This is a genomic window from Streptomyces yamdrokensis (genome assembly GCF_053890455.1).
The window spans coordinates 6,665,871-6,682,662 of record NZ_CM132679.1 but is presented as its reverse complement, the minus strand read 5'-3'; the positions used below and the strand labels follow the sequence as shown (position 1 = coordinate 6,682,662).

Genomic DNA, 16,792 nt, shown 5'->3' with positions numbered 1-16,792 from the left:
TGGTACGGAGGGAAACGGGCCGCCCGCCCCGGGTGGTGGGCGGGCGGCCCGGGCGGCCCTGGTCAGGGGGCCGTGACGGTGAGCTTGTTGTCACCGTAGGACCGCTGGGTGCCGCGGACGGTGTAGGTGGCGGTGGTCGGCACGGTGCCCGCCGCGGCGTTCGCCGGCACGGTGACGGGGATCTTGACGTTCGCCCCCTGGCCGGGATTGAGCGCGGGCATGGCCACGGACGGGGCGCTCCAGCCGGCCGGCAGCTGGAGGGAGACCGTGCCGGCGGGAAGGAGGACGTCGTTCTGGCTGACGACGCGGACGGTGACGTCGGTGGTCCTCCCGGCGGGCAGGGAGGCCGGCGGGGTGACGGTGACCGGTGCGCAGACCCCGCCGAGCCACTGGAGGTCGAAGGAGGAGTAGGTGATGTGCTGGTAGTTGTTGCGCTCCCACAGCATGCCGACCCGGGCGTTGCCGGTGCCGTCACCGAGGGGGGTGAGGGTGGAGTAGGCGGCCGAGCCGGCCTCGGCGGTCTTGCGGACCGGCCAGTTCTGTCCGTTGTCGCAGGACAGGCGGACGGTGAGGTTGCTGCGGCTGTTGGTGGTGGCGGTGTTGCTGAACATCAGCCAGGAGGCCCGCGGGTGCGAGGCGGCGACGCCCGGCGCGAAGCGGGCGATGGAGCCGTTGTTGGCGGGGTCGGGCAGTTCGGTGTCCTGCTGGAAGGGGGTGTAGGTGACACCGCCGTCGCTGGAGTGGGCCACCGTGCGGTAGGGCGCGGAGCGGTTGTTGAGCATGACGCGGCCGTCGGAGAGTTCGACGGTCTTGTTCTCGTCGCCGCCCGGTCCGACGGGGGTGCCCATCCTCCAGGTGGCGCCGTGGTCGTCGCTGTAGGCGCTGACCGCGTAGTTGGCCCCGTTGTTGCGGATGGCGTACTGCTGGATCAGGCGGCCCTTGTAGGTGCCGTGCCGCAGCTGGATGCCCTCGCCGGAGGCGGCGAACATGCCGGCCCAGGCCGGGTTCTTGATCTCCGCGGTGATCCGCTCGTGCTTCCAGGTCAGACCGTCGTCGTCGGAGTAGCTGTAGTCGGCCTGCAGGACGTTGGGGTCGTTCTCGTCGTTGCCGGTGCCGGAGCCGAAGAAACCCTGGTTCACGGAGGCCGCGTAGAAGACGAAGACGCGTCCGGTCTCGCGGTCGACCAGGAGGCTGGGGTCGCCGTAGCCCTTGGGCGCGGCTTCCTTGCGCACGACCTGCTGCGCCTGCCAGGTGGTGCCGCCGTCGGTGCTGCGGCGCAGGACGACGCCGAGGTTGCCGGGCAGGTCGCCCAGGGTGGGGCGGGCGTCGTACGCGGCGAGCAGGGTGCCCTTGGTGGTGCGGGTCAGGGCGGGGATGCGGTAGTGGGGGGACCCGGTTCCCGCGGTGGCGATGTTCTGCGAGGTGAAGGTGGCGGCGGCCACGGCGGGGGCGGGCTGGTCCGCGCCGTGGGCGGTGGGAGTGGTGAGGGCCAGGACCGTCAGGGCCGCGGCCGCGGTGGCGGTGACGCTGAGGGGAACTCTTCGCTGCATGGACAGGCCTCTTCTCGGGTGAGGGATTCAGGCGAGTTGCGGATCGTGCAGTGCGGAGAGAGCCGTGGAGCCCGCAGGGTTCGCGGGGTCCACAGGGCTTGTGGGACTCGGCAGGACCAGCCGTTCCCTCAGCCAGGCGAGCTGTTCGCGCCGGTGGTGGCCGCCGCCGCCCTCGTGGCCGTTGAACTCGTAGACGCGCAGGTCCTTGCCGCCGCCGTAGCGGTGGTAGGCGGCGAAGCAGGTGGAGGGCGGGCAGACCTCGTCCATCATGGCGATGGAGAAGAGGGCCGGTGCCGTCGCGCGTAGGGCCAGCAGGGCCGCGTCGACGTAGGACAGGGTGGTGAACACCGTCTCGGTGCGGCAGCGGTGCAGGCGCAGGTATTCGGCGATCTCGGTGTAGGGCGGTTGGGCCGCGATGTTCGCTCCGCGCCGGATGTCGCACAGGAACGGGACGTCGGGCATCACGCCGGCGAGGCCCGGCACGAGGGCGGCCACCGCGAGCGCGATGCCGCCGCCCTGGCTGATGCCGGTCACGACGGTCCGGGCCGGGTCGACGGCCGGGTGCGCGCGGGCCGCCTCGACGAAGCGGACGGCGTCGGTGAACACGCGGCGGTAGTAGTGGTCGTGGGGGCTCTCGACGCCGCGCGTGAGGAAACCGGGGACGGTACCGCCCACGTCCGCGGTGTCGGGGGTGTCGCCGCCGGCGGTGGACCAGCCCTGGCCGCGGGTGTCCATGATGAAGTGCGCGTAGCCGGCGTTCGCCCAGAGCACCTGCTCGTGTGCCAGTCCGCGTCCGCGTCCGTAGCCGAGGAACTCCACCACGCAGCCCAGCGGTCCGTCGGCCCCGGCGGGCAGGTGCAGCCAGCCGCGGACCGGCTCACCGGCGAAGCCCGGCACCGTCGCGTCGTAGGTCCTCACCTGGGTCAGCCCGGTCTCCACGGGCGTGAAGCGGGCGGGGCCGCCGACCGCCCGGGCCTGGCGGAGGGTCTGGTCCCAGAAGGCGTCGAGGTCGGCGGGCTCGTCGAGGTCGGGCCGCAGCGCGAGGCACTGGGCGAGCGTGAGGTCCGTCAGTGGCATGTGGAGGGCCCCGGTGGGTGAGGCGTGCGCGCAGGCGCAGCGCGGGAGTCCGGAGGGATGTCGATCCGGAAGACCGACTCCCGAGAACAGACGTCTGATGTCTGTTGTCCTGGGACCCTAGGGATCCGGAGAACGCCCGTCAAGTGCCCCGCCACCGCCGCCGCCCGCCCCGCCACCACCCCCCGGCGGCGGGGCGGGCGGCGGCACGGCAAGGCGGGGGCGGCCCTGCGCCGAAGCGGCCCCCGCCGCCGGAAGAGCCCAGGTCAGCGGCGCGCGCGGGCCTCCGTGATGCGATGGCGCACCGGTGCGTAGTGTTCGACCAGGGCGGCCGCGAACTCGACGGGATCCCGGTCCCGGACGGCGTCCACGATGCGCTGGTGACTGGCGATGGTGGCCGCCTCGTGCTCGTGCGTGAAGACGTCGAGATGCGGCGCGACGATGACGTAGACGTCCCAGAAGGCCGCGGACAGCTGCCCGACGAGATCGTTGCCGAGAGGGGCGAGGAGCAGGGTGTGGAAGGCGCGGTCGGCCTCGACGAATCCCTGCCCCTCGCCGGCTCCGGCCCGGCGCATGGCGTCGACGAGCTCCTCGAGGCGGTCGATCTGCTCACCGGTCAGGGACGTCACGAGCCGTTCCGCCATGCCGCGTTCGAACAGCTCTCGCACCTCGATGAGGTCCGACATCACCTGGAAGTCGTCGTCCGGACTGAGCAGGCCGCGGAAGGCCAGGCTTTCCACCAGCGCGGACAGGCTCAGCCGCCCGACGTACGTGCCGTGACCGTGCCGCACCTCGACGATGTCGAGCGCGGTGAGGATCCTGATCGCCTCCCGCACGCTGGAGCGGCTGGCGCCGAGCGCCTCGCACAAGGCGGGCTCGGTCGGCAGCGGGTCCCCCGGGCGCAACTGATTGTGCAGAATGTATGCCTTGATGCCGTCCACGACCTCCTGCCGCAATGGCTGTCGTGCCGTTTTGGGCTCCGGCATCGTCCGCCGGACCGCCCCCTGATCCACCGCCACCTCTTGACCCCTCTCCCTTGCCGAGCTACGTTCCCACGCTATCAAGCATCAGACATCAGACGTCTGATGCATCGTGGGTGAGGTACCGTTCGCGCCCGCTTCTTCCTGACATCGACCATCGCACGTCATTTTCCCGCCTGGAGGAACCTTGTCCGCGCGCAGCGCAGCCGGCGTCGACCGCCGCACCTTCATGAGATACACCAGCGCCATCGGTGCGGCGACCGCGATCACCGCGGGTCTGTCCGCCTGCGGCGGTCCCGGCAGCACCGGCGAGGATTCCGGTGGCTCCGGCGGCGGCAGTGCCAGCGACACCATCGAAGCCGGCCTCTCCTATCCCCTCTCCACGGGCTTCGACCCGATGATCACCTCGGGCGCGACTCCGTTCGCGGCCAACATGCACATCTTCGAGAGCCTGGTGGACCTCGACCCGGCCACGCTCGCCGCACGGCCGGCGCTGGCCACCGAGATGCCCAAGAAGATCAACGCGACCACCTACCGGGCCACCCTGCGCGAGGGGGCCACCTTCCACGACGGTTCGGCGGTCACCGCGGACGACGTGGTGTTCAGCTTCGAGCGGGTCCTCGACCCGAAGAACGCCTCGCTGATGGCGCAGTTCGTCCCGTTCATCGACCAGGTGAAGGCGGTCGACGAGTCGACGGTCGAGTTCAAGCTGAAGCACGCCTTCGCGCTCTTCCCCTCGCGCATATCCGTGGTGCGGATCGTGCCGGAGAAGATCGCCGGCGCCGACGCCAAGGCCTTCGACGCCAAGCCCGTCGGCTCGGGCCCGTACCGCTTCGTGTCGGCCGTCCGCGAGGACAAGATCGTCATGGAGGCGTACGACAAGTACAACGGCCCGCACCCGGCCAAGGCCAAGAAGATGGTCTGGCGCCTCATGTCCGACCCGTCCGCGCGGGTCAGCGCGCTGAAGTCCGGCCGCGTACAGGCCATCGAGGACGTGCCCTACATCGACGTCAAGGGCTTCACCGGCAAGGACAAGGTGGAGTCGGTGCAGTCCTTCGGGCTGCTCTTCCTGATGTTCAACTGCGCCGACAAGCGCTTCGAGGACAAGCGGGTGCGCCAGGCGCTGCACTACGCCCTGGACACCGAGAAGATCATCTCGACCGCGCTGCTGGGCAACGCCGAGCCCGCCACGGGTTACGTCCAGGCCACGCACCCCGACTACCGCAAGGCCGCCACCGTCTACAGCCACGACCCGGCCAAGGCCAAGAAGCTGCTCGCCGACGCGGGCGTGGGCAGGCTGTCCTTCACGCTGCTGCTCACCGACACCGGCTGGGTCAAGGACATCGCGCCCCTGATCAAGGAGAGCTGGGCCGCGGCCGGCATCGACGCCAAGCTCGACATCGCCCAGTCCCCCGCCCAGTACGCCAAGGTCGACAAGGGCGACTTCGAGGTCCTGGCCGCGCCCGGCGACCCGTCGGTCTTCGGCAACGACGCCGACCTGCTGCTGCGCTGGTTCTACTACGGCTTCTGGCCGGAGAACCGTTACGGCTGGAAGGGCTCCGCCGCCTACAGGAAGACCAAGTCGCTGCTCGACGAGGCCGCCCGGGAGGCCGACGCGGAAAAGCGCAAGGAGCTGTGGGGCGAGGTCACCGACCTGGTCGCCGATGAGGCGGCGCTCTACCCGGTGCTGCACCGCAAGCTGCCCACCGCCTGGCGGGAGGGAGCGCTGTCGGGCTTCAGGCCGCTGCCCACCACCGGACTGTCCTTCGTCGACGTCGGCCGCGCCTGAGCCTCGTCCACCCGGACCGTCGGGCCGCCGCCGCTGCCTGCCGGGCAGCGGCCGCGGCCGGCCCCCAATCCCTAGGAACCTCACGATGGTTGCATTTCTCCGGCTCGCGCTGCGCCGCGTCGCGATGATGCCGGTGATGATCCTCGGCATCGCGCTGCTGGTCTTCGTGGTCCTGCAGTTCTCGCCGGTCGACCCCGCGTACAACGCGCTCGGCGACAGCGCGAGCCCCGAGGCCCGTGCCGCGTTCGCCGAGGCCCAAGGTCTCAACGATCCGCTGCCGGTGCGGTACTTCGCCTTCTTGGCCGATCTGGCACAGGGAGACCTCGGCGTCACCGTGCCCCCCAGCCAGCCCGTCGCCGACCGCATCGCCACCGCGTTCCCGCTCACCCTGCAGCTGACGCTGCTCGGCCTCACGCTGGCCATCGTGCTGGCCCTGGTCCTCGGTGTCACCAGCGCCGTGTGCCGCGACCGCTGGCCCGACCAGGTCTTCCGTGTGCTGTCGATGGCCGGGATCGCCCTGCCCTCGTTCTGGCTCGGTGTCCTGCTCATCCAGCAGTTCGCCCTGAACATGCAGCTCCTGCCGACCGGCGGGTACGTCAACCCGGCCGACTCCTTCGGCGGCTGGCTGCGGAGCATGGCCCTGCCCGCGACCGCCCTCGCCCTGCCCGTATCCGCCTCCCTGGCCCGGCTGATCCGTACCTCGATGGTCACCGAACTCGACCGCGACTACATCCGCACCGCCCGCGGCAGCGGCCTGCCTCCGTTCATGATCGTCCGCTCGGCGCTGCGCAACGCCCTGGTCACCCCGCTGACCGTACTCGGCGTCAAGGTCGGCTACATGCTCAGCGGCGCCGTCGTCATCGAGGCGATCTTCGACCTGCCCGGCATGGGCAAGCTGATCCTCGAAGGCGTCACCGGAGGCGACGTCGGTCTCGTCCAGGGCACCGTGCTCACCATCGCGGTCGCCTTCCTCGTGGTCAACGTCGTCGTCGACCTGCTGTACCTGCTCGTCAACCCGCGCATCAGGACGGTGTGATGTTCGCCCCACGCTCCCTCGCCGAGCGGCTGGCCCCCGGCACCCGCCTGCGCCGCCTGCCCCTGCCCTCCCGGATCGCCCTCGGGGTCATCCTCGTGGTCGTGCTGGCCGCGGTGTTCGCGCCGCTGCTCACCCAGGACCCCCTCGCCACCGGCATCCCCGCCCAGCCACCGAGCGCCGACCACTGGTTCGGCACCGACCGGGCCGGCCGCGACGTGTTCGCCCGCGTGGTGCACGGCGCCCGCTACTCCCTCGTCATCGGTCTCGGCGCCACCCTGCTCGCCCTGAGCATCGGCTCGTTCCTGGGCGCCCTGGCAGCCACCTCGCGCAAGTACGCCGACGAAGGCGTCATGCGCTCCCTCGACGTCGTCATGTCGTTCCCGCCGATCGCCCTGGCCGCCGTCCTCGTCGCCGTGTTCGGCCCCAGCGTCCCGGTGATCATCTTCACCATCGCCTTCGTCTACTCCCCCTCCCTGGCCCGCGTCGTCCGCGCCAACGTGCTGGAGCAGTACGGCGAGGACTACGTCGCCGCCGAACAGGTCATCGGCGCCCGCCGCGGCTACATCGTCGCCCGGCACGTCGCCATCAACTGCGCCGCCCCCGTCATGGTGTTCGCCACCGTCATGGTCGCCGACTCCATCATCTTCGAGGCGAGCCTGTCCTTCATCGGCGCCGGCGTGCAGGACCCCGACCCCAGCTGGGGCAGCGTGCTGGCGTACGGCCGGCAGATCCTGCTGTCCGGCGGCTGGTGGGCGACCCTCTTTCCCGGCCTGTGCCTGCTGGTCACGGTCCTCGCCCTGAACGTCCTGTCCGAGGGCATGACGGACGCCGCCGCCTCCCCGGACAAGGCCCGCGCCGGCGGCGCCGACCCCGAGAAGGAGGTCGCCGCCGCCGCGCCCGTCGCCCACGGCGCCGAGGTGGACGCCGCGCTCACCGAGCTCGCCACCCGGCTGACGGCCGTGGAGCCCTCCGTACCGCCGCTGGCCGAGGACGCCTCCGAGCTGCTCGTGGTACGCGACCTGACGATCCGCTTCCCCGACCGCTACGGCGACACTCGCGTCGTCGACGGCATCTCCTTCGACGTCCGCGAGGGCGAAACCCTCGGCCTGGTCGGCGAGTCCGGCTGCGGCAAGTCCATCACCAGCCTCGCCGTCATGGGTCTGCTGGCCCGCAACGCCGAGGCCGAGGGCGAGATCCTCTACCGCGGCCGCAACCTGCTGACGCTGTCGTCCAAGGAACGCCGGGCACTCATGGGCCCGGAGATCGCCATGGTCTACCAGGACGCCATGTCGTCCCTGAACCCGTCCGTCCTCATCGGCACCCAGCTCAAGCGCCTCACCTCTCGCGGCAGCACCCGTACCCCCGCGGAACTCCTCGACCTGGTCGGCCTGTCCCCCGAGCGCACCCTGCGCAGCTACCCCCACGAACTCTCCGGCGGCCAGCGCCAGCGCGTACTGATCGCCATGGCACTCTCCCGCAGCCCGCGGCTGCTCATCGCGGACGAACCGACCACCGCGCTCGACGTCACCGTGCAGGCCCAGGTCGTCGAACTCCTGGTCGGGCTCCGCGACGAACTCGGCTTCGCGATGCTCCTCGTCTCGCACGACCTGGCCCTGGTGGGCGACCTCGCGCACCGCATCGCGGTGATGTACGCGGGCCAGGTCGCCGAGGCCGGCGACACCCGCTCGCTGCTGACGGACCCCACCCACCACTACAGCCGCGGCCTGCTCGGCTCCGTCGTCTCCCTGGAGGCGGGCTCGGACCGGCTGCACCAGATCCGCGGCGTCGTGCCCGCGCCCAGGTCGTTCGGCCCCGGCTGCCGGTTCGCCTCCCGCTGCGTGGCCGCCACCGACCTGTGCGCCACCACCCCGCCGCCGACGGCCGACCGCGACGGTGCGCGGGACCACCGCTTCGCCTGCCATCACCCGGCGTCCGTCGACCGGCCGGCCAAGTCGCTGGAGAGCGCCCGATGACCGCCCCGGAGGACACCACGATGGACCCACTCGTCCGGCTCGACCGCGTCCACGTACGGCACAAGGCCCGCAGCGGCGGCATTCTGCGCAGGGATGTTGTGCACGCCCTGACCGACGCCTCCCTGGAGGTACGGCGTGGCGAAATCCTCGGCCTGGTGGGCGAGTCGGGCTGCGGCAAGTCGACCCTGGCCCGGGTGGTCACCGGACTGCAGCGCCCGACCGAGGGCCAGGTGTACTTCAAGGGCCAGGACCTGTGGCAGATGCCCGCCGCCGAACGCCGCGACGACTTCGGTGCCGGCATCGGCGTGATCTTCCAGGACCCTTCCACCGCCCTGAACCCGCGGCTGCCGGTCCGCCGCATCCTGCGCGACCCGCTGGACGTGCACCGCCGCGGCACCCGCGCCGAGCGCGAACAGCGCGTCGAGGAACTCCTCGATCTGGTGGGTCTGCCCGGCCACACCCTGGAGGCGCTGCCAGGCCAGCTCTCCGGCGGCCAGCGCCAGCGTGTGGCGATCGCCCGCGCGCTGGCCCTGGAACCCGAGCTGATCGTCGCCGACGAACCCACCAGCGCCCTGGACGTCTCCGTGCGCGCCCAGATCCTCAACCTGCTGGTGGATCTGCGCTCCCGTCTGGGTCTGGGCATGGTGTTCATCTCCCACGACGTGCAGACCGTGCGCTATCTCGCGGACCGCATCGCCGTGCTCTACCTCGGCCGCGTCGTCGAGGAGGGCGGGGCCGAGCAGGTGAGCGACGACTCCCGCCACCCCTACACCGAGGCCCTGCTCTCCGCCACGCCCAGCCTGCTGGAACGCCCGGAGCGCATCGTGCTGCACGGCCCGGTGCCCTCGGCCACCAACCCGCCCTCCGGATGTCCCTTCCGCACCCGCTGTTGGAAGGCGGACGACGCGTGTGCCACCGTCTTCCCCGCGGTGGCCGAAACGCCCGGCGACCACCGCTGGCACTGCGTGCACCCGCAGACTCCCGGCAGGGGCGCCGCCGCGGCGTCCCTGCCAAAAAGCGCGGCAGGCGCCACGTGACAGCGTCGGACGGTGCGCGGCCGGCCGCGCACCGTCCGACGCTCACTGATCGACCGCGCACCACCGGCACCACTGACCGTGCGGCCTCCCGGGCCGGGACAGCGCCGCCCCCTCCGTCCGGACGAGCCCGCCCACCCCCGATCTCCGACGAGGAGCCCACCGTGCGCGGACGCTCCATGCTTCTTGTCGCCCGGCTCTCCGGTGCCCGTCCTGCAAGCGCCGAACCCGGTCGATCGGGCGAAATGGCCCGGCCGCACGGAGCTCCGGCGCTACGCGCGGACCATGGGAGAAGTGGCGGCCCAGGAGAAGGCCGTCTTCCTTGACCACTACGACGACTGGCTGGACGGCAACGGCGGCAGGGTTCCGCTCTCCCTGCTCAACGACGGCCTGCACCCCGACGAGCGGGGGCATCACCGGATCGTCCTGGAGATGATCAGAGACCCGCAGCTCTTCGACCCCGCCGGCCGGGTGTGCGCCCTGTCCGCCCCCCGACGAAGCCTGCGCCCCCGCACGGTCGGCGCCGAAGCCGGGCATCGGGAGAAAGCGACGGCGACGGCGTGGTCCTCCCGTACCTCGACGGAGTGACGAACTGAAGTGCGCGACAACACCGTTGGGACGTAAGTTGTGGTGCGACACACCCACTGGCTGAATACGCCTGCCTCGGCTGAGAGACGGACCGTACCCATGAGCGACCCCGAGACGACGCCCGGAACCGCCGCACACCAGAAGATCGACACCTCGGTGCCGCATTCGGCCCGGATCTGGAACTACTGGCTGGGCGGCAAGGACAACTACCCGGTCGACGAGGAGGCCGGCGACGCGTACACCGATGTCTTCCCCGGCATCGTGACCATCGCCCGCAGCAGCCGGGCCTTCCTGCGACGCAACATCACGTATCTGGTCTCCGAGGCCGGCATCCGGCAGTTCCTGGACATCGGAACGGGCCTGCCGACCGCCGAGAACACCCATGAGGTCGCCCAGCGCATCGCCCCGGAGAGCAGGATCGTCTACGTCGACAACGATCCGATGGTCCTGGCGCACGCCCGCGCCCTGCTCTACTCCACCCCCGAGGGGGCGACCGCCTACGTCGACTCCAACGTGCTGGACCCGGAGCGCGTCCTGGAAGCCGCCGCCAAGACGCTGGACCTCTCCCGCCCCACGGCCCTGATCCTCAGCAACATCCTGGGCCACATCGCCGACTACGACGAGGCGCGCTCCATCGTCACGCGACTGATGGACGCGCTGCCGTCCGGCAGCCACCTGTCCGTCAACGACGGTTCACGGGGCGTCGACCCGGGCTTCGAGCAGGCCCAGGACGGCTACAACAAGAGCGGTGCCGTGCCGTACAACCTGCGTACCGTCGAGGAGATCACCTCGTTCTTCGACGGCCTGGAGCTCCTGGAGCCCGGCGTGGTCTCGGTCACCCGGTGGCGCCCGGACGCCGGCGCACCCGAAGCGCCGGTCATCGCCGAGCACGGCGGCCTCGCCCGCAAGCCGTGAGCCTTTGACGGGCCGCCGGGCCCTCGTGGCCCGCGGCCCCGGCTCCCGCCCGACGACCGACGGCAGGGCGCCGCAAATCACCTGAACTCAAGGGAAGTACGGCAAAGCGTCACCCGTGACGGTGCTCCCCTGTCACCCCGCCCCTACGGAGCGAGTTCACACTTCCGCCCCACAGGGAAGCGTGTGAGACTGGCGTCCCGTCCGCAGTGCGGGCCCTCCTCCGCACCGACCCCCACGAGAAGTGCGACGTGCGTTCCTTTCCTCTGCCGATAGCCCTGACCGCGCGCCTGTCCCCGGTGGTCGTCCTCGCCGCGGCGGGCTGGGCCCTGTCGTCCGGACCGTCGTCCGAACCGCAGACCGCCGAGAAGAAGCCGACCGGGGCGACGGGGTCGCAGTCCGCCTCCACTCCGCCGCCGACGACCGTGCCGAAGACGTACAGCGCCGCTCCCGCGCCCTGCGACAGCATCGCCGAGAAGACCGTCAAGTCCCTCGTGCCGGGGGCGAAGGCGGCGGGCAAGGAGATCAAGTCCACCGACTCCGGTCTGCGCCGCACCTGTTCGTGGAACGCGCTCGACGGTTACGAGTACCGCTGGCTCGACGTGTCCTTCGAGGTCCTGCAGTCGGACGAGGCGGCCGAGGAGTCGTACCGGGGGCGGCTGAAGGACAGGAGCGGCGGTGGCGAGGTCCCCGGGCTCGGTGACGCCGGATACTCGGTCGTGGACCTCTCCACCGAGGACAAGCAGCAGACCCGGGAGGGCGTGGTGGTGGCCCGCGCCTCCAACGCGCTGGTGGTCGTGACGTACAACGGCAGCGACTTCGAGTCGAAGAAGGCGCCCTCCACGGACGAGATCAACAAGGGCGCCATCAAGGCCGCCAAGGAAGCGGTGGCGGCGCTGCTCGACGGCAGGGCCTGACCCGGCCCGTGCGGGCCCGGGTCAGCCGTTGACCGCCGGGATCACGTGTGTCCCGTACACGTCGATCACGGTTTCCGGGGCGTCGTGCATGTCGTAGACGGCGAACTGGTCGACGCCCAGGGCGCGGAGCGCCTCCAGCTTCTCGACGTGCTGTGCCACCGTGCCGATCAGGCAGAACCGGTCGACGATCCGGTCGGGCACGAACGCGGTGTCGGGGTTGCCGCTGCGGCCGTGGTGGGCGTAGTCGTACTCCTGGCGGGAGGCGATGTAGTCGGTCAGTTCGTGCGGGACGACGCCGCTGTCGGCGCCGTACCGGGCGACCAGGTCGGCGACGTGGTTGCCGACCATCCCGCCGAACCAGCGGCACTGTTCGCGTGCGTGGGCGAGGGCCTTCGGGGAGTCGTCCTCGGTGACGTAGGCCGGGGCGGCGACGCAGACGGTCACCTCGGCGGGGTCGCGTCCGGCTGCGACCGCGGCGTCCTTGACGGCCTTGACCATGGTCCCGGTGAGGTAGGGGTCGGCGAGCTGGAGGATGAACCCGTCGGCCTCCTCCCCGGCCATCCTCAGCGCCTTCGGCCCGTACGCGGCCATCCACACGGGGAGGCGGGAGCCCTCCTCGATCCAGGGGAAGCGGACGACGGTGCCGCCGCCGAGGTCGGCCTCCCCGCCCTCGGCGAGGGCGCGGATGACCTTCATGGCCTCGCTCATTCGGGCCAGGGTGTTGGGTGCGCGGCCTGCGACCCGCATCGCGGAGTCGCCGCGGCCGATGCCGCAGACGGTGCGGTTGCCGAACATGTCGTTGAGGGTGGCGAAGGTGGAGGCGGTGACCTCCCAGGTGCGGGTGCCCGGGTTGGTGACCATCGGGCCGACGGTGAGCGTCGTCGTGTGGGCGAGGATCTGGCTGTAGATGACGAAGGGCTCCTGCCAGAGCACGGCGGAGTCGAAGGTCCAGCCGTGGGTGAAGCCGGCCTGTTCGGCGCGCTTCATCAGGTCGACGACCCGCGAGGCCGGCGGGTCGGTCTGCAGAACGAGTCCGAAGTCCATCCGTGCTGCTCCTAGTTGAGGTACTGACAGGTGGACCGCGGGGTGTAGACGCCGTGGCCCGCGCGGCCGGTGTACTCCCGCTCGGTGATGACGGGTTCGCCGCGCGAGAGGACGCTCTCGACGCGGCCGGTGACGCGCTTTCCCTCGTAGGCCGAGTAGTCGACGTTCATGTGGTGGGTCTCGGCGGAGATGACCTGCTCTGCGTGCGGGTCGTAGATCACGACGTCGGCGTCGGCGCCGGGCGCGATGGTGCCCTTCTTCGGGTACAGGCCGAACATGCGGGCCGGGGTGGCGCAGGCGATCTCGATCCAGCGGCGGCGGGTGAGGTGCCCGTCGACAACTGCCTGGTGGAGCAGGTCCATTCGGTTCTCGACGCCCGGCAGGCCGTTGGGGATCCTGGAGAAGTCGCCGCGGCCGAGGTCCTTCTGGCCGGTGAAGCAGAACGGGCAGTGGTCGGTGGAGACCACCTGGAGGTCGTTGGTGCGCAGGCCCCGCCACAGCGCGGCCTGGTGCTCCTTCGGCCTCAGGGGCGTGCTGCACACGTACTTGGCACCCTCGAAGTCCGGCTCGGCGAGGTTGTCGGTGGACAGGAACAGGTACTGCGGGCAGGTCTCGCCGAAGACGTTCAGGCCCTCGTCGCGGGCCCGCGCCAGTTCGGCGACCGCCTCCGTCGCGGAGACGTGGACGACGTACAGCGGGGCGCCGGCGACCTGGGCGAGGCGGATGGCGCGGTGGGTGGCCTCGGCCTCCAGCAGGGCCTTGCGGACCTCGCCGTGGTGGCGGGGGCCCGTCTCCCCGCGGGCCAGGGCCTGTTCGACGAGGACGTCGATCGCGATGCCGTTCTCGGCGTGCATCATGATCAGACCGCCGTTCCCGGCGGAGCGCTGCATGGCGCGCAGGATCTGTCCGTCGTCGCTGTAGAAGACGCCGGGGTAGGCCATGAACTGCTTGAAGGAGGTGACGCCCTCCTCGACCAGCCGGTCCATCTCCTTGAGGGTGTCCGGGTTCACGTCGGAGACGATCATGTGGAAGCCGTAGTCGACGGCGCAGTTGCCCTCGGCCTTGGCGTGCCAGGCGTCCAGTCCCTCGCGCAGGGAGTGGCCGACGCTCTGCACGGCGAAGTCGACGACGGTCGTCGTACCGCCCCAGGCGGCGGCCCGGGTGCCGGTCTCGAAGGTGTCGGAGGCGAAGGTGCCGCCGAACGGCAGCTCCATGTGGGTGTGGGCGTCGACGCCACCCGGGAGGACGTACTTCCCGGTGGCGTCGATGGTCCGGTCCGCGGTGAACGTCTCGGCGGTGAACGTCTCGGCGGCCGGGGTGCCCGAGGCGGCGAGGGCCGCGATGCGGCCGTCCTCGATCAGGACGTCGGCGTGGAGTTCGTCGGAGGCGGTGATGACGAGGCCACCACGGATGACGGTACGGCTCATGCGTGCACGCTCCGCTGGGTCGTGGTCGAAAGGTGCGGGTCTTCGGCGGCTGGTCGCGCCCGCGCTCGGCGGCAGCCGCACATCGATCCCGGCCCCGCGCCCCCCGGAGGCTTCGCCCCGCACGGGGGACGCGGGCAGCCGGGAGCGGGCGTCGGGCCGCTACTGGAGGCTCCGCAGGGCCTGTTCGAGGACGGCGGCGCCCTCCTCGGCCTCCGCGACGTCGAGGGACAGGGGCGGGGCGATCCGCAGGACGCTGGTGTTGTGGCCGCCGCCCTTGCCGATGAGCAGTCCGCCCCGGCGGGCGGCCTCCAGCACGGCGGAGGCCGCCCGGGGGTCGGCCTCGTCGGTGCCCGGTCTGGTCAGCTCGACGCCGATCATCAGGCCGCGCCCGCGGACCTCCCGTACGGCGGGCACCTGGGCGGCGACGGCCCGCAGGCGTTCGATGAGCAGGCCGCCGACCCGCCGGGCGTTGCCCTGGAGGTCGTGCTCGAGGAGGTAGGTGAGGTTGGCGAGACCTGCGGCCATGGTGACCTGGGTGCCGCCGAACGTCGAAATGCTCTGGGAGTCCAGGCAGTTCATGATCTCGGCGCGGGCGACGACGCCGCCGATGGACATGCCGTTGCCGATGCCCTTGGCGAAGGTCACGATGTCGGGCGGGCCGCTTCGGGCATGCGCCTGCCAGCCCCAGAAGTGTTCGCCGGTGCGGCCCCAGCCGGTCTGCACCTCGTCGGAGATCCACAGCACGCCGTGCGCGTGCAGGACTTCACGGAACGCCGCGTACAGTCCGTCGGGCGGTGAGGTGAAGCCGCCGACGCCCTGGATCGGCTCGGCGATCAGGGCCGCGGGCGGACGGGTGTGGCCGAGCAGGTCCCGCAGGTCCTCGACGCAGGCCGCGATGAACTCGTCGTCACCGAGCGTGGCATACGGGCCGCGGGTGCGCACGCCTCCGTGCACGTACAGGGTCTGCAGCGGGGACAGCCCGGTCGGGGACCATCCGCGGTTGCCGGTGACGCCGACGGCGCTGAAGGAGCGGCCGTGGTAGCTGTTGCGCATCGCCAGGACGGTGTTGCTGCGCCGGTGGGCGGTGGCGAGCAGCAGGGCGGTGTCGTTGGCCTCGGTGCCGGAGGTGGTGAAGAAGACGCGGGCGTCCGGGATGCCGCTCAACCGGGCGACGCGTTCCGCCATTTCCACCATCTGCCGGTTGAGGTAGAGGGTGGAGGAGTGGATGATCCGCCCGGCCTGCTCGGCGACCGCCTCCGTCACCTCGGGCAGGGCGTGGGCGGTCATGGTGGTGAGGATGCCGCCGAAGAAGTCGAGGTACCGGTTGCCCTCAAAGTCCCAGACGTGGCGGCCCTCGCCGTGGGTGATCTCGATCGGCTCCTCGTAGTAGAGGGCGAGCCAGTCGGGGAGCACGGAGCGGTGGCGGCCCAGGAGGTCGTCGGTCACGGCCGCACCAGCCCTTCGTAGGCGTCGGGGCGGCGGTCGCGGTAGAAGGCCCACTGCTGCCGCACCTCCTCGATGAGGCCGAGGTCGAGGTCGCGGACCACGAGTTCCTCCTTGCTGTCGCTGGCGGCGTCGCCGACGAACTGCCCGCGGGGGTCGACGAAGTACGAGGTGCCGTAGAAGTCGTTGTCCCCGTACTCCTCCTGGCCCACGCGGTTGATCGCGGCGACGAAGTACTCGTTGGCGACGGCCGCGGCCGGCTGTTCCAGCCGCCACAGGTGGGACGAGAGTCCGCGGTGCGTGGCGGACGGGTTGTAGACCAGCTGGGCCCCGTTGAGGCCGAGTTGACGCCATCCCTCCGGGAAGTGGCGGTCGTAGCAGATGTAGACGCCGACCTTGCCGACGGCGGTGTCGAAGACGGGCCAGCCGAGGTTGCCGGGTTTGAAGTAGAACTTCTCCCAGAACCCCTTGACCTGAGGAATGTGGTGCTTGCGGTACTTGCCGAGGACGGTGCCGTCGGCGTCGATCACTGCGGCGGTGTTGTAGTAGAACCCCGACTGCTCGACCTCGAACACCGGAACGACGATCACCATGCCGGTCTCGCGGGCCAGTTCCCGCATCCGGGTGACGGTCGGCCCGTCGGGCACGGGCTCGGCCCAGCGGTAGTGCTCGGCGTCCTGGACCTGGCAGAAGTAGGGGGAGTTGAAGACCTCCTGGAACCCGATGATCCTCGCGCCCCGCCGGGCCGCCTCGCGGGCGTGCTCCTCGTGTTTCGCCAGCATGGACTCGGTGTCGCCGGTCCAGGTGGCCTGGACCAGGGCGGCACGTACGACGTTGGCCATGAGCTGCTCCTTCGACGCGGCGTCAGCGCCTCTACGCCCGTAGAAGCGGTCGTAGAGGGACGAACGTAAGCCCCTCGCCCGGCCTTGCCAAGACCATCGTCGTGAAGCCGCGGAGTCGATCCTGTTTCGCACTCCGGTGGGTGAGTCCCCGCGCCGGCCTGCCGGGGCCTGTCCGGCGGGGCC

Annotated in this window: 14 protein-coding genes; 7 read left to right on the top strand and 7 right to left on the bottom strand. The window is 71.1% G+C overall.

Annotated elements, in window-relative coordinates; translation table 11 throughout:
• Positions 1-62 precede the first annotated feature (62 nt).
• The 3 genes from ACWZEH_RS29520 to ACWZEH_RS29510 form a co-directional block, all read right to left on the bottom strand.
• Positions 63-1,550 carry an exo-alpha-sialidase gene (locus ACWZEH_RS29520; protein WP_456194110.1) on the bottom strand — a complete coding sequence of 496 codons (1,488 nt, stop codon included), beginning with the start codon at positions 1,548-1,550 and terminating at the stop codon, positions 63-65.
• A gap of 27 nt (positions 1,551-1,577) precedes the next feature.
• A complete protein-coding gene (locus tag ACWZEH_RS29515; protein WP_456194109.1) occupies positions 1,578-2,627 on the bottom strand; it encodes an acetylxylan esterase in 1,050 nt (349 codons plus the stop codon).
• Positions 2,628-2,890: 263 nt separating this feature from the next.
• Positions 2,891-3,610, bottom strand: a complete 720-nt coding sequence (locus tag ACWZEH_RS29510; RefSeq protein WP_456194108.1) for a FadR/GntR family transcriptional regulator — start codon at positions 3,608-3,610, stop codon at positions 2,891-2,893.
• A 223-nt stretch (positions 3,611-3,833) separates the two neighbouring features.
• Here ACWZEH_RS29510 and ACWZEH_RS29505 point away from each other — a divergent pair, with 223 nt between their 5' ends.
• From ACWZEH_RS29505 to ACWZEH_RS29475, 7 genes are all read left to right on the top strand, one after another.
• Positions 3,834-5,393 carry an ABC transporter substrate-binding protein gene (locus ACWZEH_RS29505; RefSeq protein WP_456199901.1) on the top strand — a complete coding sequence of 520 codons (1,560 nt, stop codon included), beginning with the start codon at positions 3,834-3,836 and terminating at the stop codon, positions 5,391-5,393.
• Positions 5,394-5,478: 85 nt separating this feature from the next.
• On the top strand, positions 5,479-6,429 hold the full coding sequence (locus ACWZEH_RS29500; protein WP_456194107.1) for an ABC transporter permease: 951 nt from the start codon (positions 5,479-5,481) through the stop codon (positions 6,427-6,429).
• Positions 6,429-8,402, top strand: coding sequence for a dipeptide/oligopeptide/nickel ABC transporter permease/ATP-binding protein (locus tag ACWZEH_RS29495; RefSeq protein ID WP_456194106.1), 1,974 nt, complete (start codon positions 6,429-6,431; stop codon positions 8,400-8,402). The genes ACWZEH_RS29500 and ACWZEH_RS29495 overlap by 1 nt, the downstream gene beginning before the upstream one ends.
• Positions 8,399-9,439, top strand: a complete 1,041-nt coding sequence (locus ACWZEH_RS29490; protein ID WP_456194105.1) for an ABC transporter ATP-binding protein — start codon at positions 8,399-8,401, stop codon at positions 9,437-9,439. The genes ACWZEH_RS29495 and ACWZEH_RS29490 overlap by 4 nt, the downstream gene beginning before the upstream one ends.
• A gap of 282 nt (positions 9,440-9,721) precedes the next feature.
• On the top strand, positions 9,722-10,024 hold the full coding sequence (locus tag ACWZEH_RS29485; RefSeq protein WP_456194104.1) for a hypothetical protein: 303 nt from the start codon (positions 9,722-9,724) through the stop codon (positions 10,022-10,024).
• Between the two features lie 99 nt (positions 10,025-10,123).
• Positions 10,124-10,939 carry an SAM-dependent methyltransferase gene (locus ACWZEH_RS29480; protein ID WP_456194103.1) on the top strand — a complete coding sequence of 272 codons (816 nt, stop codon included), beginning with the start codon at positions 10,124-10,126 and terminating at the stop codon, positions 10,937-10,939.
• Between the two features lie 248 nt (positions 10,940-11,187).
• Positions 11,188-11,853: a hypothetical protein gene (locus ACWZEH_RS29475; protein ID WP_456194102.1), complete on the top strand. Its 666-nt coding sequence runs from the start codon at positions 11,188-11,190 to the stop codon at positions 11,851-11,853.
• A 21-nt stretch (positions 11,854-11,874) separates the two neighbouring features.
• Here ACWZEH_RS29475 and ACWZEH_RS29470 read toward each other — a convergent pair whose 3' ends face one another.
• From ACWZEH_RS29470 to ACWZEH_RS29455, 4 genes are all read right to left on the bottom strand, one after another.
• The gene (locus ACWZEH_RS29470) at positions 11,875-12,897 is read right to left on the bottom strand and encodes a TIGR03842 family LLM class F420-dependent oxidoreductase (RefSeq protein ID WP_456194101.1); all 1,023 of its coding nucleotides are present in this window, start codon (positions 12,895-12,897) and stop codon (positions 11,875-11,877) included.
• An 11-nt stretch (positions 12,898-12,908) separates the two neighbouring features.
• Positions 12,909-14,324, bottom strand: coding sequence for a dihydropyrimidinase (hydA, locus tag ACWZEH_RS29465; RefSeq protein WP_456194100.1), 1,416 nt, complete (start codon positions 14,322-14,324; stop codon positions 12,909-12,911).
• A 159-nt stretch (positions 14,325-14,483) separates the two neighbouring features.
• Positions 14,484-15,770, bottom strand: coding sequence for an aspartate aminotransferase family protein (locus ACWZEH_RS29460; RefSeq protein WP_456194099.1), 1,287 nt, complete (start codon positions 15,768-15,770; stop codon positions 14,484-14,486).
• A complete protein-coding gene (locus tag ACWZEH_RS29455) occupies positions 15,767-16,609 on the bottom strand; it encodes a nitrilase-related carbon-nitrogen hydrolase (RefSeq protein ID WP_456194098.1) in 843 nt (280 codons plus the stop codon). The genes ACWZEH_RS29460 and ACWZEH_RS29455 overlap by 4 nt, the downstream gene beginning before the upstream one ends.
• Between the last annotated feature and the right edge of the window lie 183 nt (positions 16,610-16,792).